Here is a 20,251-nt window from a genome sequence, read left to right as displayed (position 1 = left end):
GGGGGGGGGCTCGTCGTGCGGGCCGGGGTGCGCTCCGGGCACGGCACCGGGACTGCATGATTTACGGCGCGTGTCGGGCCGCCCCATCATGACGGGCCCCTCAGCGCCACAAATCACGCTTTACGTCCCGGTGCCGTCCCCTGCGCGCCCCCCTCCCCCCAGGTCATGGCCTGCGCGCCCCCTCCCCCAGGTCGTGCCCGGGGTGCCGTCCTCGCGTACCCCAAGCCGTGCCCCCCTACCAGTTCGGCGGGCTGGCGATGGCGCGGGCGAGGACCTCGTCCAGGACCCGGGCGGTCGTCTCCACGTCGTAGCCGGAATTGTCGATGATCGGCAGGCCCGAGCCGTACCAGCCCGCCATCCGGCCGTGGATGCCCGCCACCTCCTCGTCCGACAGTCTGCGGTTCCCGCTCCGCTCCGCGTTGCGCTCCAGGACGGTCTCCAGTCCCGGCAGCAGCACGACGGGCAGCAGCCCGGGGCCAACATGGCGCTTCCAGCCTCCGAGGCCGACGACCGGCCGGTCGGGGAAGACGGCGTCGTCGATGACGCAGGAGATCCCGTTGGCCAGGAAGTTGCGCGCGGCGAAGCCGCAGGTGCGACGGGCGAGGCGGTACTGCGCCTCGGAGTGCTCGTTCCAGCCGTACTGGGGGTCGGCGAAGCCGGAGCAGACCCATTCGCGGACATCGTCGAGGCTGATGTGCGCGGTGGGCGCCCGGCGGCGGTTCGCCCAGTGCCGGGCCACGGTGGTCTTGCCCGCGCCCGCCGGGCCGATCAGCAGTACGGCGAGGGTGGCCGTACCGGTGCCGGTGTCAGGAAACGGCGGTGCGGGCAGCGGGACCGGTCCGCCGGGCGGCAGTCGCGGCCGATCCGCCGCTTCGGGCCGGGGTCCCGGCTGCGTCCAGCCGGGGGCGGTGGGAGGACTCTGCGGAGGTGAGGGCGGAGGCGGCCCGGGCGGCGGCGGGGGCGCAGCGGGCGGGCCTGGTGGCGGGAGAGGCGGCTGGGCGCTCCGCGGCCAGCCGGGCGGTCCCTGTCCCGGCTCATGGGGCGGCGGCAGCGGGAACCCCCCTGCGTGCTCCATCCGGTGCCACTCCGTCTCATACGACCGACGCTGGTCAGGCGGCTGCTGGGCTGTCATCGCCCACGAACCGTACCCCCGGGCGGCCGGCCGCCCCAACCCCCAGAGAACGAGCGGGCGGAGGGTGGAGTGCCCGTCCGGACGGCGCTCGGTCGGGGGGCCGGGCCGCCGCTCCGCCTCTTCTGCCGGAGAGGCGAAGAGACAGAGAGGCGGAGACGCCGATCAGGCGGACAGCTCCTCCACCAGCGCGCGCAGCGCCAGGCGGTAGGAGCCGATGCCGAAGCCCGCGATCGTGCCGCTCGCGACGGAGGCGACCACCGAGGTGTGCCGGAACGTCTCGCGGGTGTACGGGTTGGAGATGTGCACCTCGATCAGCGGCGCGGTCCGCTGCGCGGCGGCGTCCCGCATCCCGTACGAGTAGTGCGTGAACGCGCCCGGGTTGAGCACCACCGGAATCGAGCCGTCCGCCGCCTCGTGCAGCCAGCGGATCAGCTCGCCCTCGTCGTTGGTCTCCCTGACCTCCACATCGAGCCCCAGCTCCCCGCCCAGCGCCTGGCAGGTCTCCACCAGTCCGGCGTAGGAGGTCGCGCCGTAGACATCGGGCTCACGGGAGCCGAGCCGGCCCAGATTGGGGCCGTTGAGCACCAGCACCCGGCGGCTCATGCCGAGACCTCCCCGTACGCGGCGAGCAGCACGGCCGGGTCGGGGCCTTCGAGGACCGTCGGCTTGGCGAGCCCGTCGAGCACGATGAAGCGCAGCAGATTGCCCCGGGACTTCTTGTCGACCTTCATGGTCTCCAGCAGCCTGGGCCACTGGTCGCCCCGGTAGGTCAGCGGCAGCCCCACCGACTCCAGCACTGCCCGGTGCCGGTCCGCGGTCGCGTCGTCCAGCCGGCCGGCCAGCCGGCCCAGCTCGGCGGCGAAGACCATGCCCACGGAGACGGCGGCCCCGTGCCGCCACTTGTAGCGCTCGTTCTTCTCGATGGCGTGGGCGAGGGTGTGCCCGTAGTTGAGGATCTCGCGCCGTCCGGACTCCTTGAGGTCGCCGGAGACGACCTCCGCCTTGACCCGGATGGACCGCTCGATCAGCTCGGCGGTGTGCCGCCCGGCGGGCGTGCGCGCGCCCTCGGGGTCGGACTCCACCAGGTCCAGGATCGCCGGGTCGGCGATGAAGCCCGCCTTGATGATCTCGGCGAGACCGCTGACGTAGTCGTTGACCGGCAGCGAGTCGAGCGCGGCCAGATCGCAGAGCACCCCGGCGGGCGGATGGAACGCGCCCACGAGGTTCTTGCCCTCGGCGGTGTTGATCCCGGTCTTGCCGCCGACCGCCGCGTCGACCATGCCGAGCACGGTCGTCGGGACGGCGATCCACCGCACCCCGCGCAGCCAGGTCGCGGCGACGAAGCCCGCGAGGTCGGTGGTGGCGCCGCCGCCGACTCCGATGATCACATCGGTGCGGGTGAAGCCGGTCTGTCCCAGCACCTTCCAGCAGTACGCGGCGACCTCGGCGGTCTTCGCCTCCTCGGCGTTGGGCAGCTGGACGGCGATGGCCTCGTACCCCTGGGCCGCCAGGTCCTCGCGGATCGCCTCGCCGGTCCCGGCGAGGGCCTCGGGGTGGAGCACGGCCACCCTCCCCCTACCTCCGGCGGGGGGACCCCCAGCCCGGCCGATCAGCCCCGGGAGCTCGCCGAGGAGCTGCCGGCCCACCAGTACCTCGTAGGGGGCGGTGCCCTCGGTGCCGCCGACCTGGATACGGGTCACAGACTGCTCGGTCATTCGTCCTTCAGCTCCAAAGCGTCGAGGACCGCCTGCGCGACCTCTTCGGGGGTGCGTTCATCGGTGGCCACGACGGCGCGGGCCACCTCGGTGTACAGATGGCGGCGGGCGTCCATCAGCTCCCGCCACTGGCGGCGCGGATTGACGGCCAGCAGCGGCCGGGCCTGGTTGAGGCCGGTGCGGCGCACCGCTTCCTCGACCTCCAGGGAGAGATAGACCACGGGCAGCCCGTCGAGCAGGGCCCGGGTCGACTCGTCCAGGATCGCGCCGCCGCCGAGGGCGAGTACGCCGGTGTGCCCGGCGACCGCGTCCCGTACCGCCGCGCGCTCCAGCTCACGGAAGCGGGGCTCGCCGTCCGTCACGAAGATGTCGGCGATCTCACGGCCCTCGGCGGCGACGATATCGGCGTCGGTGTCCCGGTAGGGCACCCCGAGCCGCTGGGCGAGCAGCTCGCCCACGGTCGACTTGCCCGAGCCCATGGGCCCGACCAGGACGATCACCGGAGCGCTCATCGGATGTGCAGATTGTCGAGGTAGGAGCGGACATTGCGGCGGGTCTCCGCCACGCTGTCGCCGCCGAACTTCTCGGCGACGGCGTCCGCGAGCACCAGGGCGGCCATCGCCTCGGCGACGATGCCCGCGGCGGGCACGGCGGCCACATCGGAGCGCTGGTGGTGGGCTGCGGCGGCCTCGCCGGTGGCGATGTCGACGGTGGCCAGCGCCTTCGGCACGGTGGCGATGGGCTTCATGGCCGCGCGCACCCGCAGCAGCTCGCCGGTGGACATGCCGCCCTCGGTGCCGCCGGAGCGTCCGGAGGTGCGGCGCAGTCCGTCCTCGGTGGACACGATCTCGTCATGGGCCTGGGAGCCGGGGACGCGCGCCAGCTCGAAGCCGTCGCCGAGCTCGACGCCCTTGATGGCCTGGATGCCCATCAGCGCGCCCGCGAGCCGGGCGTCGAGCCGCCGGTCCCAGTGGACATGCGAGCCGAGGCCGACGGGGACGCCGTACGCGAGGACCTCGACCACACCGCCGAGGGTGTCGCCGTCCTTGTGGGCCTGGTCGATCTCCGCGACCATCGCCTTGCTCGCGGCCTCGTCCAGGCAGCGCACCGGGTCGGCGTCCAGCTTCGCCACATCGGCGGGGGTCGGGTAGACGCCGTAGGGGGCCTTGGCTCCGGCCAGCTCGACGACATGGGAGACGATCTCGATCCCGGCCGTCTCCTTGAGGTAGGAGCGGGCGACCGCGCCGAGCGCGACCCGGGCCGCGGTCTCCCGGGCGCTGGCGCGCTCCAGGATCGGCCGGGCCTCCTCCAGGGCGTACTTCTGCATACCCGCGAGGTCGGCGTGGCCGGGGCGGGGCCGGGTGAGCGGGGCGTTCCGCGCCAGGGCGGCGAGCTCCGCGGGGTCGACGGGATCGGCCGACATGACCTTCTCCCACTTCGGCCACTCGGTGTTGCCGACCATGATGGCGACCGGCGAGCCCATGGTGAGCCCGTGCCGCACACCGCCGATGAAGGTGACCTCGTCGCGCTCGAACTTCATCCGCGCGCCGCGTCCATAGCCGAGGCGCCGCCGGGCGAGGTGGTCCGCGACCATCTCGGTGGTGATCGGCACACCGGCGGGAAGTCCCTCCAGCGTCGCCACCAGTGCGGGTCCGTGCGACTCTCCCGCCGTCAGCCAACGCAACCTGCTCAACGGTGCTCCTCTGCTCGCGCCTTAACTGCGATGGCGCGACCGGGTGCGCGGCCCTGGCCCGCCTGACTCGATCCTCCCATGTCCGGCGGGGTGCACCGGCCGGTGGTCCAGAAGGCGGACGCCCATGGGGCGGGCGGTGGTCCATGGAGACGGACGCCATGGGGCGGGCGGCCCCGGGAGCCGGGCTTACGGAACGCGGTGGCGGGCGGCGATGGCGCGCTCGCCCGCGGCGCGCATCGCGTCCAGCGGCGCCGGGGACCGTCCGGTCATCCGCTCCACCTGGAGCACCGCCTGGTGGACCAGGAGATCCAGTCCGCCGACGACGGCTCCGCCGTGTGCGGACCAGCTCGCCGCGAGGGCCGTGGGCCAGGGGTCGTACAGCACGTCGAAGAGGGTGCCCGGACGGTCGGGGACCTCGGCCGCCAGCGCGTCGGCGGCGCCGGCCGGGGTGGTGGCGATGACCAGGGGGGCGCGCAGCGCCTGGGCGGCGTCCGCCCAGTCGGCGGTGCGCACCTCGATGCCGAGGCGGTCGCCCCAGCCGCGCATCTCGGCGGCTCTGGCCTCGCTGCGGACATAGGCGGTGACCGGGCCGGAGCATATCCGCGCCAGCGCGGCGAGCGCGGACGACGCGGTCGCCCCGGCCCCCAGCACGGCGGCCGATCCGACCCTGTCGACGCCCCGCTCGGCGAGTGCGGCGATCATGCCGGGGATGTCGGTGTTGTCGCCGAGGCTGCGGCCGTCCGCGGTGCGGACGACGGTGTTCACCGCCTCCACCGAGGCGGCGGTGTCGCTGATCCCGTCCAGCAGCGGGATGACCGCCCGCTTCAGCGGCATGGTCAGCGACAGCCCCGCCCAGGTCGCGTCCAGCGTCGCCATGAAGGACGGCAGGGACTCCTCGTCCACCTCGAAACGGTCGTACGACCAGTGGCCGAGGCCCAGCTCCGCATAGGCGGCGCGGTGCAGCACCGGGGAGAGCGAGTGCGCGATGGGCGAGCCGAGGACGGCGGCCCGCCGCACCGGGGCGGCGGAGCCGGATTCTGTCAGATCAGGCATATCCCGCTCATTCGACGCCCGATTCATTGAACTTTTCCTTCAGCCTGTTGTGTTCGTCGAGATCCCTGGCGAATTCCGTCTTGTTCATGCCGTCCGTGGCGACGAAATAGATCCAGCCCTCGTCGGTCGGGTTGATCGCCGCCTCCAGCGCCTCCATGCCGGGGTTGCCGATGGGGCCCGGCGGGAGACCCGCGTGGACGTATGTGTTGTACGGGTCCGGGTTGGAGTTGATCTCGGTTTCGCTGATCTTGATCTTGCTCTTGCCCATGAGGTAGTTGAAGGCGGAGTCGAACTGGATCTTCCGCATGGTCTCGGTGTTGTTGGGCTTGAGCCGGTTGTAGATGACCTCGGACATCTTGCGGAAGTCGTCGTCCGTCTTGCCCTCGGCCTGGACCAGGCTCGCCACCGTGATCAGCTGCCAAGGCCCTTCCAGATCGAGCTTCTTGGCCTGCGCCACGGGGTCGATCCGGTCGTACTCCGTCTTGGCGCGGTCGATCATCTTCCGGAGGACGTCCTCCGGCTTGCTGCTTCTGGCGATCGGATAGCTGGCCGGGAAGAGGAAGCCCTCCAGCGGGTCCTTGACCTCGGGATGGTCCATTGCCCATTTGGGCAGTCCGAGGCTGTCCGCCTTCTCCTCGGCGACCTTCTCCGTGGTGCCCGATTCCAGCCGCAGATGGTCGTCGATCTGCTCATAGACCCAGACGTTCCGCTTCCCCTCGGGAATGATCAGGGAATTGTGGCTGTTCGGGTTGAGCATCATTTTGAGGGCGTTCGCCGCCGACATTCCCTTTCTCAGGGTGTAGACGCCCGCCTGGATCGTCTGGCCGTCCGGGTGGCTCCCCTGGGCCGAGACAAAGGCGCCGGTGCTCTTGACGACGCCTGCCTTCTCCAGCAGCTGGCCGATGGCAGAGCCTACGGAGCCCTGAGGGATCTCCACCTGGACGGAGCCGCTGCCCTCGCCCGTGTAGTCCGGGGCGGTGCCGAAGCGGCCCTGCCAGAACTGGTAGCCGAAGTAGCCGACACCGCCCAGGCCGCCCGCCAGGACGACGGCGACGATCAGACACGCGACGCCGTTACGGCCCTTCTTCTGCTTCTTGGACCGGCCGCCGCGACCGTCCCGGCCACCGCCGCCGCGCCGGGAGCCGGCCTGCTCCGGCTCATCGCCGTGCTCGTCGTCAGCGGAGACCTCCTCCGGCTCCGGCTGCCGCTCGGGCTCGGCCTCGGGGACCTGCGGGGCCCGGCGGCCCGGCGGCTCCGGCGGCGGATACGCGTCCTGCGTTCCGTACAGATCAGGGGTGTGCCCCGCGTAGGGGTCGACCTGCGCGGGGTCGTACGGCATTCCGGTCTGCTGTACGGCGTCCCAGCCCCCGGCGGCGTACTGATGCTCCGCGTACTGCTGGTCGCCGTACGACGGGGGCGGCTGCTGCTGCTCGGGGTACTGCTGGGGGGCCTGCTGACCGGGGTACTGCTGAGGGGCCTGCTGACCGGGGTACTGCTGCTGCCCGGCGTACTGCTGGTCCGGGCCGGCGTGCTGATGGGCGGTGCCGTACTGCTGTTCACCGTAGGACGAGCCGTCATAGGGCTGACCGGCGTGGCCGAGCGCGCCCCCGTCGTACTGCTGATCGCCGTACTGCTGCTGGTAGGGCTCCTGGTAACTGCCGTACAGCTGGTCCGGCTGCTGCTGCGACTGCTCCGGCTGCTGCGCGCCGTAGGGCGCGGCATGGCCGGCCGGGTCCTGCTGACCTGTCCATCCCTGGTCCCCGTGCAACGGGTCCTCCGGATGCCACGGTGCGGAGCCTGGGCTCCGTCCATATTCAGTCATCGTTCCCCAAACAGCCGCGAGGGGTCCGGGCGGGCCGCCTCTACGTTGACCAGCGGCTCTGTTCGAACACCGCCGCATCGCGCGGAACGTTACCGTATCGCGATCAGACAACCACTTCGACTGACTCGCCGGGCGGTCCCCCGGACCCCCGTTCGGACTCCAGAGCGTTCTGGAGGATCACCACAGCGGCAGCCTGGTCGATGACAGAGCGGCCCTTTCTGGACTTCACACCCGAGGCCCGAAGCCCCTGAGTGGCCGTTACTGTGGTCATCCTCTCGTCCACGAGACGGACCGGCACGGGGGCGATGCCCCGGGCCAGCTCCTGGGCGAACGCGCGGATCTTGACCGCCGCCGGGCCCTCCCCGCCGCTGAGCGAGCGGGGCAGGCCGACGACGACCTCGATCGGTTCGTACTCCTCGACCAGCTGACGCAGCCGCCGGTGGGCGGCCGGGACATCGCGTCCCGGCACGGTCTCCACCGGGGTGGCGAGGACCCCGTCGGGGTCGCAGGAGGCGACCCCGATCCGGGCGTCCCCGACATCGAGAGCCAGTCGGCGTCCTCGTCTCACGCGGTCTCGGCCACCAGACGCTCCACGGCGGCGATGGCCTCGCCGACGGCCTCGGGGTTCTGGCCGCCGCCCTGGGCGACGTCCGGCTTGCCGCCACCGCCGCCGCCGAGGGTCTTGGCGGCGGCGCGCACCAGGTCGCCGGCCTTCAGACCGCGCTCACGCGCGGCCTCGTCGGTGGCGATGACGGTCAGCGGGCGGCCGTTGGCCACGGTGAACAGGGCCACCACCGTCGGACGGCCGCCGGGGATGCGGCCACGGACGTCGAGGACCAGCTTGCGCAGATCGTCGGCGGAGGTGCCGTCCGGCACCTGGCCGGTCACCAGCGCCACGCCGTGGACGTCCCTGGCTCCCCCGGCGAGTCCGGCGGCGGCCTGGAGCACCTTCTCCGCGCGGAACCGCTCGATCTCCTTCTCGGCGTCCTTCAGCTTGGCGAGCATGCCGGAGATCTTCTCGGGGAGCTCCTCGGGACGGCCCTTGACCAGCTCCTGGAGCTGGGCGACGACCGTGTGCTCCTTGGCGAGGAAGTGGTAGGCGTCCGCGCCGACGAGGGCTTCGATACGGCGCACACCGGAGCCGATCGAGGACTCGCCGAGCAGCTTCACCAGACCGAGCTGGGCGGTGTTGTGGACATGTGTGCCGCCGCACAGCTCCTTGGAGAAGTCACCGATGGTGACGACCCGGACCCGCTCGCCGTACTTCTCGCCGAACTCGGCGATGGCGCCCTGCTTCTTGGCGTCGTCGATGCTCATGACCTCGGCCTGGACGTCCAGCTCGCGCGAGAGGACCTCGTTGATCCGCTGCTCGACATCGGTGAGCACCGTGCCGGGCACGGCGGAGGGCGCGCCGAAGTCGAAGCGGAAGCGGCCCGGCGAGTTCTCCGAACCGGCCTGGGCGGCGGTCGGGCCGAGGGCGTCGCGCAGCGCCTGGTGGGTCAGATGGGTGGCGCTGTGGGCGCGGGCGATGGCCCGGCGGCGGGTCACATCGATCGCGGCGTAGGCGGAGGCGCCCACGGTGACCTCGCCGACCTGGACCGAGCCCTTGTGCACGGAGACCCCGGCGACGGGCTGCTGGACATCGCGCACCTGGATGACCGCGCCGGAGTCGAGCTTGATCCGGCCCTGGTCGGCGAGCTGGCCGCCGCCCTCGGCGTAGAAGGGGGTGCGGTCGAGGACGACCTCGACCTCATCGCCCTCGGTGGCGGCGGGCGAGGGCACTCCGTCGACCAGCAGGCCGACGATGGTCGACTCGCCCTCGGTGGCGGTGTAACCGGTGAAGCGGGTGGCGCCGGAGCCGTCGGCGACCTGGCGGTAGGCGGAGAGATCGGCATGGCCGGTCTTCTTGGCCCTGGCGTCCGCCTTGGCCTTCTCCCGCTGGTCCTTCATCAGACGGCGGAAGCCGTCCTCGTCGACGCTCAGGCCCTGCTCGGCGGCGATCTCCAGGGTGAGATCGATGGGGAAGCCCCAGGTGTCGTGGAGCAGGAACGCCTTGTCGCCGGCGAGCACCCGGCCGCCGCCGGCCTTGGTCTCGACGATGGCGGTGTCGAGGACGTTGGTGCCGGCGTTGAGGGTCTTGAGGAAGCGGGCTTCCTCCGCGAGGGCCACGGCCTCGATCCGGGTGCGGTCGGCGATCAGTTCGGGGTACTGCTCGCCCATGGTCCGGATGACCACGTCGGCCAGGGCGGCGACGACGGGGCCGGTGGCGCCGAGGAGGCGCATATTGCGGATGGCGCGGCGCATGATGCGGCGCAGCACATAGCCGCGGCCCTCGTTGCCGGGGGTGACGCCGTCGCCGATGAGCATCACGGAGGTGCGGATGTGGTCGGCGACCACCCGCATGGAGACGTCCGACTCGTGGTCGGCGCCGTAGCGCACGCCGGTGAGCTCGGTGGCCTTCTCCATGACGACGCGGAGGGTGTCCGTCTCGTACATGTTCTGCACGCCCTGAAGGATCATGGCGAGACGTTCGAGACCGAGGCCGGTGTCGATGTTCTTCGACGGCAGGTCGCCGAGGATCGGGAAGTTCTCCTTGCCCTCGCCGGCGCCGCGCTCGTACTGCATGAAGACCAGGTTCCAGATCTCCACATAGCGCTCGTCGTTGACGGCGGGGCCGCCCTCCACGCCGAACTCGGGGCCGCGGTCGTAGTTGATCTCGGAGCAGGGACCGCAGGGGCCGGGGACGCCCATGGACCAGAAGTTGGGGCCCATGCCCAGGCGCTGGATGCGCTCGGCGGGGACGCCGATCACATCGCGCCAGATCTGCTCGGCCTCGTCGTCCTCCTTGTAGACCGTGATCCACAGTCGCTCGGGGTCGAGGCCGTAGCCGCCGTCGTCCTGGGAGCCGGTGAGCAGCTCCCAGGCGTACCGGATGGCGCCTTCCTTGAAGTAGTCGCCGAAGGAGAAGTTGCCGCACATCTGGAAGAAGGTGCCGTGCCGGGTGGTCTTGCCGACCTCTTCGATGTCCGGGGTCCGGACGCACTTCTGCACGCTGGTGGCGCGCGGCGCGGGCGGCTTGGTCTCACCGAGGAAGTAGGGCTTGAAGGGCACCATGCCCGCGTTGACCAGCAGCAGAGTCGGGTCGTCCGCGATGAGCGACGCCGAAGGCACGACGGTGTGGCCGCGCTCCTCGAAGAAGCTCAGCCAGCGGCGGCGGATTTCAGCCGACTCCATCAGTAGTCCTCATTCCGGTTGTACGAGTGGTAGGGGTGGGGGTGCGTGTCCCGGGTGGATACGGGACGGTCGAGCGCGGGGCGGCGGCGCTGCGCGGGCAGTTCGGGGTCGGGCGGGGTGTTCGTACCGAGTACTTCGCCCAACTCCTCCTCGCGCTGGATCATTCCGGCCCTGACGTCGAGTGCGAAGTCCTTGAGCTTGTGACCTGCGTCGATCGCCTTGTTCGCGGCTTGCGCCGCAAGGGATTCGGGGGTCAGCTGCTTCAGTTTGCGGTTGACCTTGTTGGTGGCCCAGACACCGGCGGCGGCGCCTGCGGTGAACCAGAAGGTGCGGCGGAACATCGTGGTCAGCCCTTCTTTCCCCATCGGCCGCGCTCGCTCCGGGCGGGCGGTGCGGTGCGGCCGACGATCACGGTGCGCCGGGGCCGCTCCCGCTGGGTGTCCTCGTCTTTGCGGCTCATCGCCTGGCGTACGCCGTAGCCGAAGGCGGCGACCTTCACCAGCGGGCCGCCGAAGGTGGAGGCGACGGTGGTGGAGAGCGCGGAGGCGTTGGAGGTGACTTCCTGGACGTCCGAGGCGATCGCGTCGACCCGGTCGATCTGGGTCTGCGCGGAGCGGACCGTCGCGGAGGCGTCCGCGAGCAGTGGTACCGCCTGTTCGGTCACGTCCGCCACGAGCCGGGTGGTCGCCTTGAGCGTCTGCGCCAGCCTCACCAGCACCACGGCCAGGAAAGAGACCAGGATCGCCCAGAAGACGGCCACCAGGATCCCGGCAACCTCTCCACCGGTCACACCGCACCGCTCTCTGCTTGTCGCTGCTTGTCGCTGGATACGCGAGAAATCTTCTGTCGAGCCTATCGCGCCCGGGTCCCGCGCCGAACCGCGTTGTTCGGGGGCCGGGAGTCGAAGACACGACCCGGGGCCCGGTCCGCGTCGCCCCGGGGACGCGAAAGCCCGCCGGCCCCCGCCGCTGAGGGCAGGGAGACGGCGGGCCGATACGCGGTGTCGTACCGCGCCCGGATCAGCGGGCGTAGTACTCGACGACGAGCTGCTCGTCGCAGATCACGGGGACTTCCTTGCGGTTCGGGTCGCGGTCCAGGCGGAAGGCCAGGGCCTTCAGGTTCACCTGGAGGTAGCGCGGGGTCTCACCGTCGGCGGCGAAGCCACCCTCGCGAGCGACCTGGAACAGGCTCTTCTCGCGGGAGCGCTCGCGGACCATCACGACGTCGTCGGGACGGACGCGGAAGGACGGCTTGTCGACCTTGCCGCCGTTGACCTCGATGTGGCCGTGGACGACCATCTGACGGGCCTGGTAGATGGTGCGGGCGATGCCCGAACGCAGAACCAGGGCGTCGAGGCGGCGCTCAAGCTCGATGACCAGGGCCTCGCCCGTCTTGCCCTCGGCCTTGCGGGCGCGGTCGTAGGCGCGCACCATCTGGCGCTCGCTGATGTCGTACTGGGCGCGCAGACGCTGCTTCTCCAGCAGACGGACCTTGTAGTCCGAGTTCTGCTTGCGGCCGCGGCCGTGCTCGCCCGGCGGGTAGGGGCGGGCCTCGAAGTACTTGACGGCCTTCGGCGTCAGCGCAATGCCGAGCGCACGAGACTTCTTGACCTTGGGACGCGACTGGTTAGGCACGTTCTCCAGACCTCCGTTGTAGGTTAGGTTAGGCTCACCTTACTCAAGGAGATCGCATGTCTCGCCCGGGGAACACCAAACGCATCACGGACAGCACAAAGAACGTCGACGCTGCTCAGAAGAGCGTCGAAGCGACGGAGGTCCGATCAGCTCATGGTCAGCCGCGTCCCAGCGGGCTTGAAATCGATCGGATGCCGTCAGCAGCCGAACGCACACGAACTCTCGTACAGAGTACATGCTCCGCGGTACTGCTCGTGCCCGGAGTGGAGACGATCCGTCCCGAGCAGCTGAGCCCGCAGGCCAGGGTGGTCGGGCCGGACGGCGAGGTGTTTCTGCTCTTCCCCGCGGAATCCCCGGCCGTGCGCGCCGCGACCCACGCCCAGGACGACGAGCTCTCCGCCGTACTGGAGATCACGGATGTCGCCCCGGTCTCCGTGCCCCACCGTATCCGCGGCCGGGCCTGGGTCTCCGGCTGGCTGACCTGTGCCCCGGGGATCGCCGAGCCCGGGGGGATGATGATCCGCCTCGAAGTGGGCGAGATCCATGTGGACGATCTGTGGGGCGCGACCTCGGTCGAGCCCGACGAGTTCGCCCGGGCCCAGGTCGACCCGATCATCGCCCATGAGGCGGAGCTGCTCCAGCATCTGCACTCGGCCCACGGCGAGCAGCTCCAGGAGCTGTGCGGACTGCTCGGGGAGCGGGCGCGGGACGCCGCGGACGACGATTCGGCGACCGGCGGCCGGGCGCGCGTGGTGCCGCTGGCGCTGGACCGGTTCGGGCTGCGGGTGCGGTTCACCGGTGCGCGCTGCTTCGACGCCCGCTTCGACTTCCCCGAGCCGGTCAGGGACATCACCGAGCTGCGCCGGGCGATGCACACCCTCTTCGAGGCCGCGTCGCGCTGAGCCGCTCCGTCCTCCGGGAGCAGCCGGCGCGCTGAGCGCTCGGCGCGACCGGGGCAGCACGCCGGGAGCCGTACGGGCGCCTGAGGCCGCCGGCCCTCAGGAACCCGGCCTGCCGAGCCGCTCCCGCACCTTCTCCACCACGTCCGCGTACCGCGCCTCGGCGCCGTATCTCGTCGGCTCGTAGTACCGCTTGCCGTGCACCGCGTCCGGGGCGTACTGCTGGGCGGCGATGGCACCCGGGACGTCATGCGGATAGACATAGCCCTGGGCATGGCCGAGCTTGGCCGCGCCCTTGTAGTGACCGTCGCGCAGATGCGCCGGGACCGGGCCCGCGAGCCCGGCGCGCACATCGGCCAGAGCGGCCCCGATCGCCGTGGTGGCGGTGTTCGACTTGGGCGCGAGGGCCAGCGCGATGGTGGCATGGCTGAGCGTGAGCGCCGCCTCGGGGAAACCGATCATGGCCACGGCCTGGGCGGCTGCGACGGCGGTGGGAAGCGCCGTGGGGTCCGCCAGCCCGATGTCCTCGCTCGCCGAGATCATCAGCCGCCGGGCGATGAACCGGGGGTCCTCCCCCGCGTCGATCATGCGCGCCAGATAGTGCAGCGCCGCGTCCACATCGGAGCCGCGGATGGACTTGATCAGGGCGCTCGCCACGTCGTAGTGCTGATCGCCGTCCCGGTCGTACTTCACGGCGGCGCGGTCGACGGTCTCCTCCACGGTCTCCAGGGAGATCTCCCGCTCGCCCTTGTCGAGCGTCGCCCCCGCCGCGGCCTCCAGGGCGGTCAGCGCGCGCCGGGCGTCGCCGCCCGCGATCCGCAGCAGATGGGACCGGGCCTCCTCGGGCAGGGCGACCGCGCCGCCGAGCCCGCGCTCCTCGGTGAGCGCCCGGTCGAGCAGGCCCTTGAGATCGTCGTCGGTGAGGGACTCCAGGGTGAGCAGCAGCGACCGGGAGAGCAGCGGCGAGATCACCGAGAAGTACGGATTCTCGGTGGTGGCGGCGATCAGGGTCACCCAGCGGTTCTCGACGGCGGGCAGCAGGGAGTCCTGCTGGGCCTTGGAGAAGCGGTGGATCTCGTCGAGGAAGAGGACGGTCTCCTTGCCGAAGCCGCCGGCGGCGCGGCGGGCGCCGTCGATGACCGTCCGCACCTCCTTGACGCCCGCGGTGATCGCCGACAGCTCGACGAAGCGCTTCTCGGTGGCCTGGGAGACGACATGGGCGAGGGTGGTCTTGCCGATCCCGGGCGGCCCCCAGAGGATCACGGACGAGGCTCCCGCGGGCCCTCCCGCGCCCTCTCCGACGAGCCGGCGCAGCGGCGACCCCGGCTTGAGCAGATGCCGCTGTCCGACCACCTCGTCCAGGGTGCGCGGACGCATCCGGACGGCCAGCGGGCTGCTGGACGGGTCCTTCTCCTGGCGGGCTTCGGCGGCTGCGGTAAAGAGGTCGGGCTCCACGGACGAAAGCCTATGCCAGGGGACTGACAACGCCCCCGGGGGCGACGGCGAGAGGCTCCGGGGGCGTTGTCAGCTAGGGGATCTCAGCTGATCCAGAAGTCCCACCAGCGGGTCAGGACGAGCATCCCGATGATGCCGATCCACAGCACCGGCGGCATCCAGTGGAACTCCAGCAGCGCGCCGCGCAGCCCCTCGGGCACCTTGATGATCCGGTGCCGGACGTTGTGGACGGTGACGTAGCAGAACATCACGATGGTGGCGACCCAGGCCAGCGAGCACCACAGGCAGAGCGAGTTGATGTGGTAGAGCGACTGGTACATCAGCCACATGCAGAAACCGGCGCCGAAGGCGCTGCCCAGGTTGAGTCCCAGCCAGTACCAGCGCCGGTAGCGGGCGCCTGCCAGCAGAGCCACGCCGATGGCGATGACCATGGAGAACGTCACCAGACCCAGCATCGGGTTGGGGAAGCCGAAGACCGACGCCTGGTCGCTCTTCATGATGTTGCCGCAGGAGACCACCGGGTTGAGGCTGCACCCGGGGGTGAACGACGGGTCCTCCAGCAGCTTGAACTTGTCGATCGTGATGACCCAGGACGCCAGCAGACCCGCCGCGCCCGTGATCACCAGCAGCCAGGCGAAGGGGCGGCTGCCGCCGATCAGTCCCGTGGAGCCGTCCCCGTCGGCCCGCTCCCCGGAGGACACGTCGTCTACCGCTGCTGTCGTCATATCGCCGTTTCCATTGCTCAGTAGCCTGCTCGGGCCCGGTCATTCTGCCGCACCCGGGCCCGTCACCACCGTTCGCGGAGCATAAGGATGACCGCCGGGGCCGGCCCGGCGACAGGGCCGTCCGGCCCGCCGAAGGGCCCTGGATCACGAGCTCACCGGGACCGGAGCACGGCCGGCGCCCGGGGCGGGGGCGGCGGGCCGCCGGGCGGGGAGCGGCGGGCTGGCCCGCCCCGGCATCACCCTCCCGTGCGATGCGCGGCACGGTGCGTTGACCCCGGAGACGGCGTCCGGCCCCGGGCGCGAGGCACCCGGGGCCGGACGGCCACGGCCGGGGCTGTGGCTGTGGCTGTGGCTGTGGCCGTAGCTGTGGCTGTGGCTGTGGCTGTGGCTGTGGCTGTGGCTGTGGCTGTGGCGGCGTACTCCCGCTCAGCTCAGCCGGGCTTCGATCTCCGTCACCACGGCCGACAGCGGAACGGGGCTCTGCTCGCCCGATTCCATGTCCTTGAGCTGGACGATGCCCTCCGCGAGATCGCGCTCACCCGCGACGATCGCATACCGGGCGCCGCTGCGGTTGGCCACCTTCATCGCGCCCTTGAGCCCACGGCCGCCGTACGCGAAGTCGGCGGCGACGCCCTTCCTGCGCAGCTGGGTGACCACGCCGAACAGCACCCGGCGTGCCTGCTCGCCCAGCGGGACCGCGAACACACTGGTCGGCGCGGGGAGGTCCAGCCGTACGCCTTCCGCCTCCAGCGCCAGCACCGTGCGGTCGACGCCCAGCGCCCAGCCCACCGACGGCAGCGCGGGGCCGCCGATCATCTCGGAGAGGCCGTCGTACCGTCCGCCGCCGCCCACCGCGGACTGCGACCCCAGACCGTCGTGGACGAACTCGAAGGTCGTGCGCGTGTAGTAGTCCAGTCCGCGCACCAGCTTCTCGTCGTCCGTGAAGGAGACTCCCTCCTCGGTGAGCAGCTCGCGCACCTCCTGGTGGTACGCCCGGCACGCCTCGCACAGCGATTCGCGCAGCGAGGGGGCGCCCGTCAGCTGCCTCTGGACCTCGGGGCGCTTGTCGTCCAGGACCCGCAGCGGGTTGATCTCGACCCGGCGGCGGGTGTCCTCGTCGAGGTCGAGACCGCGCAGGAACTCCTGGAGCTTCTCCCGGTAGACGGGACGGCACTCCTTGTCGCCCAGCGAGTTCAGCAGGATGCGGAACTGCCGCAGACCCAGCGAGCGGTACGCCTGGTCGGCCAGGATGATCAGCTCGGCGTCCAGCGCCGGGTCCTCGGCCCCGATCGCCTCGGCGCCGACCTGGGAGAAGTGGCGGTAGCGGCCCTTCTGCGGCTTCTCGTAGCGGTAGTACGAGCCGGAGTACCAGAGTTTGACCGGCAGCACGCCCTGCTTGTGCAGGCTGGCCTCCAGGGCCGCGCGCAGCACGGACGCGGTGCCCTCGGGCCGCAGGGCGAGCCGGTCGCCGCCCTTGGTCTCGAAGGCGTACATCTCCTTCGTCACGATGTCGGTGGACTCGCCGACGCCGCGGGCGAAGAGTTCGACATTCTCGAATCCGGGGGTCTCGACATAGCCGTACCCGGAGTTCCGCAGCGGGGCCGCGATCGCCTCCCGTACCGCGAGATAGGTCGCGGAGTCGGGCGGCAGCAGGTCATAGGTGCCCCGGGGGGCCTGGAAAACGCTCACAGGGGTTCTCTCGTCACATTCCTCGTCGGGGAGCTTCCATGCTCCCGAGGCCGGCCGCCACCTCGCGCAGATACGGGTTGGTGGCGCGCTCACGGCCGATGGTCGTCTGGGAACCGTGCCCCGACAGGACCACGGTCGAGTCGTCCAGCGGCAGGCACACCCGTGCCAGCGACTGGAGCATCTCGGCGTGGTCGCCGCCGGGCATGTCGGTGCGGCCGATGGAGCCGGCGAACAGCAGGTCGCCCGAGAAGAAGACCGACGGGATGTCGGCGGTCTCGGGCAGCCGGAAGGTCACCGACCCCTTGGTATGGCCGGGCGCATGCGCCACGGTCAGCTCCAGACCGGCCAGCTCCAGCCGGGCTCCGTCGGTCAGCTCATGCACATCGGACGGCTCCCCCACGGTCAGCTCACCCATCAGCTGAGCGCCGAGGGCGCGGCCGAGCGCCTTCTCCGGGTCGCTCATCATGTACCGGTCGGCGGGATGGATCCACGCGGGCACGTCATGCGCCCCGCAGACCGGCACGACCGAGGCGACATGATCGATATGACCGTGGGTGAGAACGACGGCGACGGGCTTGAGGCGGTGTTTCGCGACCGCTTCGGCTACGCCCTCGGCGGCCTGATGGCCCGGGTCGATGATCACGCACTCCTCGCCCGCGGCCGGGGCGACCAGATAACAATTGGTCCCCCAGGCCCCGGCGGGGAACCCGGCAATAAGCACGATCGTCCTCGGATGTGGTTGCGGAGAGTCGCGAAGAGGAAATACCGCCGACTCGAAGTCTCGAATTGCAGCAGATCAGAGCCTACCGGCGCTCCTCCCTCCACAGCCAACCCGTATACGGTACGGGCACATGCCACGCACGGCTCAGCGGAAATGAGGGAGAAGACCCGGTGGTCAGCAGCGATCAGCGGCGGCGGCAGCTCGCCAGGGAGAAATTCGAGCGCCAGCAGCAGCGTCGGGCGCAGTCCCGCAAGAGGAAGCAGCGCAACACGGTGATCGCGGCGGCGCTCGCCGTGGCGCTGGCCGCGGGCGCCACGGCGTTCGCGACGGGGGCGTTCTCCGGTGACGACGACGGCAAGCAGAAGGTCAGCGACGCGGGCTCGGAGGCGAGCCAGTCCGCCGAGCCCACGCCGTCCGAGGCCAAGAGCCCCGAGCCCGCCTTGTCGATCGACAAGAAGGCGGCGTACTCGATGAAGCTCTCCACGAACCAGGGGCCCATCGCCTTCACGATGGACGCCGCGAAGACGCCGCGCACCGCGAACTCGTTCAAGGCGCTCGCCGGGAAGGGATACTTCGACGGCACGAAGTGTCACCGGCTGACCACGGAGGGCATCTATGTGCTCCAGTGCGGTGATCCCAAGGGCGACGGCACCGGCGGTCCCGGCTACAACATCCCGGACGAGAATCTGAAGGCGCTGGGCAAGCCGGCCAAGGACGGCACCGTGACCTATCCGCCCGGGACGGTCGCGATGGCCAACACCGGCCAGCCGAACAGCGGCGGCAGCCAGTTCTTCCTCGTCTACAAGGACACCAAACTGCCGCCCAGCTACACCCCGTTCGGGAAGATGGACGCCGAGGGCCTGAAGACGGTCGAGAAGGTGGCCGAGGCCGGGGTGACCGGCGGCGGCGGCGACGGCGCCCCGAAGAAGACGGTCACCGTCGAGAAGGCGGTCGTCACCAAGAAGTGACCGGGCGGGGGAACCGCGGGCGGGCCGGGGAATTTCGGCCGCGCTGAGTGCGGACAGGCGGCCGACCGGTCGCCTAGATTGGCGTTGTGCAGGGCGGGCGCTGCCCGCCCCAGGAAACTGTGGACGATGCCCGGGGGCCAGACCCTTCGTGGGTATCAGGTGGAGGAGGCGCTGTGAGCAGCGACCCGTGGGGCCGTGTCGACGAGACAGGCACCGTGTACGTGCGTACAGCCGACGGCGAGAAGGTCGTCGGATCGTGGCAGGCCGGTACTCCCGAGGAGGCTCTGGCCTATTTCGAGCGCAAGTACGAGGGCTTGGTGGTCGAGATCGGCCTCCTCGAACGGCGGGTGAAGACCACCGATCTGTCGGCGAAGGACGCCCAGGCCGCCGTCGATCATCTGCGCCAGCAGGTGGACGAGCATCACGCCGTGGGCGACCTCGCCGCGCTGGCCGTGCGGCTGGACGCGCTGGTGGCGGCGGTCGACAAGCGCCGCGAGGAGCGCAAGGTCCAGCGGGCCAAGCAGCACGACGAGTCCCGTCAGGCCAAGGAGGCGCTGGTCACCGAGGCCGAGGAGCTGGCCCAGAGCGAGCAGTGGCGGGCGGCGGGCGAGCGGCTGCGGGCGCTGGTGGACACCTGGAAGGGGCTGCCGCGGCTGGACCGCAAGTCGGATGACGAGCTGTGGCACCGGTTCTCGCACGCGCGCTCCGCGTTCTCCAAGCGCCGCAAGGCGCACTTCGCGTCGCTGGACGCCCAGCGCGAGGAAGCCCGCAAGGCCAAGGAGAAGCTGGTCGCCGAGGCCGAGTCGCTCTCCGGGTCCACGGACTGGGGCGTGACGGCCGCCCGCTACCGCGAGCTGATGGCGGAGTGGAAGGCCGCGGGCCGTGCGCAGCGCGAGGCGGAGGACGAGCTGTGGAACCGTTTCCGCGGTGCGCAGGACGTCTTCTTCGCGGCGCGCAGCGGGGTGTTCGCCGAGCGGGACGCCGAGCAGTCGGAGAATCTGAAGCTCAAGGAGGAGCTGGCCGTCGAGGCGGAGAAGCTGCTTCCGGTGACGGATCTGAAGGCCGCCCGTGCCGCCTTCCGGTCCATCAACGAGCGCTGGGAGGCCGTCGGGCATGTGCCCCGGGACGCGCGTCCCCGGGTCGAGGGCCGGATGCACACCGTGGAGCGGGCCATTCAGGAGTCCGAGGAGAACGAGTGGCGTCGGACGAACCCCGAGGCGCGGGCGCGTGCCGCGGGGCTGACGGGGCAGCTCCAGGCGGCCGTGGACAAGCTGCGCGGGCAGATCGACGCCGCGCGGGCCACGGGGAACAACGCCAGGGCCGACAAGCTCGCGAAGGAGCTTGAGGGGCGGCAGGCGCTGCTGGACCAGGCGCTGAAGGGCCTGGAGGAGTTCGGCGGGTAAGGGCGGCTCGCGCCGGCTGGACCTGGGAAGGGCCTTCGTACCGAGTGGTGCGGGGGTCCTTTGCCGTGTTGCGGTGCTGCGGTGTTGCCTGCCGTGGGGCGGTGTTGC

Annotated in this window: 19 protein-coding genes; 3 read left to right on the top strand and 16 right to left on the bottom strand. The window is 71.1% G+C overall.

Annotated elements, in window-relative coordinates:
* Window positions 1-235 precede the first annotated feature (235 nt).
* The 12 genes from FF041_RS06720 to rpsD all read right to left on the bottom strand — a co-directional run bounded on the left by FF041_RS06720 (window position 236) and on the right by rpsD (window position 12,283).
* Window positions 236-1,075, bottom strand: coding sequence for an AAA family ATPase (locus FF041_RS06720; protein ID WP_153521448.1), 840 nt, complete (start codon window positions 1,073-1,075; stop codon window positions 236-238).
* A gap of 219 nt (window positions 1,076-1,294) precedes the next feature.
* The gene (gene aroQ / locus FF041_RS06715; RefSeq protein ID WP_153483856.1) at window positions 1,295-1,735 is read right to left on the bottom strand and encodes a type II 3-dehydroquinate dehydratase; all 441 of its coding nucleotides are present in this window, start codon (window positions 1,733-1,735) and stop codon (window positions 1,295-1,297) included.
* Complete coding sequence (gene aroB / locus FF041_RS06710) at window positions 1,732-2,847, bottom strand: 3-dehydroquinate synthase (RefSeq protein ID WP_153521447.1); 1,116 nt, start codon at window positions 2,845-2,847, stop codon at window positions 1,732-1,734. Before aroB ends, aroQ begins: the two co-directional genes overlap by 4 nt.
* The gene (locus tag FF041_RS06705) at window positions 2,844-3,359 is read right to left on the bottom strand and encodes a shikimate kinase (protein WP_153483860.1); all 516 of its coding nucleotides are present in this window, start codon (window positions 3,357-3,359) and stop codon (window positions 2,844-2,846) included. Before FF041_RS06705 ends, aroB begins: the two co-directional genes overlap by 4 nt.
* Window positions 3,356-4,540, bottom strand: a complete 1,185-nt coding sequence (aroC, locus tag FF041_RS06700) for a chorismate synthase (protein ID WP_153521446.1) — start codon at window positions 4,538-4,540, stop codon at window positions 3,356-3,358. Before aroC ends, FF041_RS06705 begins: the two co-directional genes overlap by 4 nt.
* Before the next feature lie 186 nt (window positions 4,541-4,726).
* The gene (locus FF041_RS06695) at window positions 4,727-5,593 is read right to left on the bottom strand and encodes a shikimate dehydrogenase (protein ID WP_153521445.1); all 867 of its coding nucleotides are present in this window, start codon (window positions 5,591-5,593) and stop codon (window positions 4,727-4,729) included.
* Window positions 5,594-5,600: 7 nt separating this feature from the next.
* A complete protein-coding gene (mltG, locus tag FF041_RS06690) occupies window positions 5,601-7,415 on the bottom strand; it encodes an endolytic transglycosylase MltG (RefSeq protein ID WP_153521444.1) in 1,815 nt (604 codons plus the stop codon).
* 103 nt (window positions 7,416-7,518) lie between these two features.
* Window positions 7,519-7,983: a Holliday junction resolvase RuvX gene (gene ruvX / locus FF041_RS06685; RefSeq protein ID WP_323371743.1), complete on the bottom strand. Its 465-nt coding sequence runs from the start codon at window positions 7,981-7,983 to the stop codon at window positions 7,519-7,521.
* Window positions 7,980-10,649, bottom strand: a complete 2,670-nt coding sequence (gene alaS, locus FF041_RS06680) for an alanine--tRNA ligase (protein WP_153521443.1) — start codon at window positions 10,647-10,649, stop codon at window positions 7,980-7,982. Before alaS ends, ruvX begins: the two co-directional genes overlap by 4 nt.
* The gene (locus FF041_RS06675; protein ID WP_153483867.1) at window positions 10,649-10,990 is read right to left on the bottom strand and encodes a DUF6167 family protein; all 342 of its coding nucleotides are present in this window, start codon (window positions 10,988-10,990) and stop codon (window positions 10,649-10,651) included. Before FF041_RS06675 ends, alaS begins: the two co-directional genes overlap by 1 nt.
* Before the next feature lie 5 nt (window positions 10,991-10,995).
* Window positions 10,996-11,439: a DUF948 domain-containing protein gene (locus FF041_RS06670; RefSeq protein ID WP_323371744.1), complete on the bottom strand. Its 444-nt coding sequence runs from the start codon at window positions 11,437-11,439 to the stop codon at window positions 10,996-10,998.
* A 229-nt stretch (window positions 11,440-11,668) separates the two neighbouring features.
* The gene (gene rpsD, locus FF041_RS06665; protein ID WP_323371745.1) at window positions 11,669-12,283 is read right to left on the bottom strand and encodes a 30S ribosomal protein S4; all 615 of its coding nucleotides are present in this window, start codon (window positions 12,281-12,283) and stop codon (window positions 11,669-11,671) included.
* 191 nt (window positions 12,284-12,474) lie between these two features.
* Here rpsD and FF041_RS06660 point away from each other — a divergent pair, with 191 nt between their 5' ends.
* Window positions 12,475-13,185 carry a DUF2470 domain-containing protein gene (locus FF041_RS06660; RefSeq protein ID WP_153521442.1) on the top strand — a complete coding sequence of 237 codons (711 nt, stop codon included), beginning with the start codon at window positions 12,475-12,477 and terminating at the stop codon, window positions 13,183-13,185.
* 96 nt (window positions 13,186-13,281) lie between these two features.
* On the opposite strand, the gene FF041_RS06655 is transcribed toward FF041_RS06660, so the two are convergent.
* The 4 genes from FF041_RS06655 to FF041_RS06640 form a co-directional block, all read right to left on the bottom strand.
* A complete protein-coding gene (locus FF041_RS06655; RefSeq protein ID WP_323391383.1) occupies window positions 13,282-14,637 on the bottom strand; it encodes a replication-associated recombination protein A in 1,356 nt (451 codons plus the stop codon).
* An 83-nt stretch (window positions 14,638-14,720) separates the two neighbouring features.
* Window positions 14,721-15,362, bottom strand: a complete 642-nt coding sequence (locus FF041_RS06650; protein ID WP_153483872.1) for a vitamin K epoxide reductase family protein — start codon at window positions 15,360-15,362, stop codon at window positions 14,721-14,723.
* Between the two features lie 426 nt (window positions 15,363-15,788).
* Window positions 15,789-17,051, bottom strand: a complete 1,263-nt coding sequence (gene hisS, locus FF041_RS06645; RefSeq protein WP_323391382.1) for a histidine--tRNA ligase — start codon at window positions 17,049-17,051, stop codon at window positions 15,789-15,791.
* Window positions 17,052-17,064: 13 nt separating this feature from the next.
* Entirely contained in the window at window positions 17,065-17,772 is a 708-nt protein-coding gene (locus FF041_RS06640; protein ID WP_323391381.1) for an MBL fold metallo-hydrolase, read from the bottom strand.
* Window positions 17,773-17,942: 170 nt separating this feature from the next.
* Between FF041_RS06640 and FF041_RS06635 the strand changes: the two genes are divergently transcribed.
* Together FF041_RS06635 and FF041_RS06630 are read left to right on the top strand one after the other, a co-directional pair.
* Window positions 17,943-18,740 (top strand): peptidylprolyl isomerase, encoded by a 798-nt coding sequence (locus FF041_RS06635; protein WP_323391380.1) that lies wholly within the window; start codon window positions 17,943-17,945, stop codon window positions 18,738-18,740.
* A 173-nt stretch (window positions 18,741-18,913) separates the two neighbouring features.
* Window positions 18,914-20,143, top strand: coding sequence for a DUF349 domain-containing protein (locus tag FF041_RS06630; protein ID WP_323391379.1), 1,230 nt, complete (start codon window positions 18,914-18,916; stop codon window positions 20,141-20,143).
* Window positions 20,144-20,251: the final 108 nt, after the last annotated feature.

The organism is Streptomyces jumonjinensis (assembly GCF_009600885.1).
In the GTDB taxonomy this organism is placed as follows: Bacteria; Actinomycetota; Actinomycetes; order Streptomycetales; family Streptomycetaceae; genus Streptomyces; species Streptomyces jumonjinensis.
Note: the sequence above shows the minus strand (reverse complement) of the source record. Positions and strands in the feature narration are given on the sequence as shown.

Coding starts and splice junctions, on each gene's coding strand:
- FF041_RS06720 (WP_153521448.1), bottom strand. CDS start 1,075: ATGGAGCACGCAGGGGGGTTCCCGCTGCCGCCGCCCCATGAGCCGGGA.
- aroQ (WP_153483856.1), bottom strand. CDS start 1,735: ATGAGCCGCCGGGTGCTGGTGCTCAACGGCCCCAATCTGGGCCGGCTC.
- aroB (WP_153521447.1), bottom strand. CDS start 2,847: ATGACCGAGCAGTCTGTGACCCGTATCCAGGTCGGCGGCACCGAGGGC.
- FF041_RS06705 (WP_153483860.1), bottom strand. CDS start 3,359: ATGAGCGCTCCGGTGATCGTCCTGGTCGGGCCCATGGGCTCGGGCAAG.
- FF041_RS06695 (WP_153521445.1), bottom strand. CDS start 5,593: ATGCCTGATCTGACAGAATCCGGCTCCGCCGCCCCGGTGCGGCGGGCC.
- mltG (WP_153521444.1), bottom strand. CDS start 7,415: ATGACTGAATATGGACGGAGCCCAGGCTCCGCACCGTGGCATCCGGAG.
- alaS (WP_153521443.1), bottom strand. CDS start 10,649: ATGGAGTCGGCTGAAATCCGCCGCCGCTGGCTGAGCTTCTTCGAGGAG.
- FF041_RS06675 (WP_153483867.1), bottom strand. CDS start 10,990: ATGTTCCGCCGCACCTTCTGGTTCACCGCAGGCGCCGCCGCCGGTGTC.
- FF041_RS06660 (WP_153521442.1), top strand. CDS start 12,475: ATGCCGTCAGCAGCCGAACGCACACGAACTCTCGTACAGAGTACATGC.
- FF041_RS06650 (WP_153483872.1), bottom strand. CDS start 15,362: ATGACGACAGCAGCGGTAGACGACGTGTCCTCCGGGGAGCGGGCCGAC.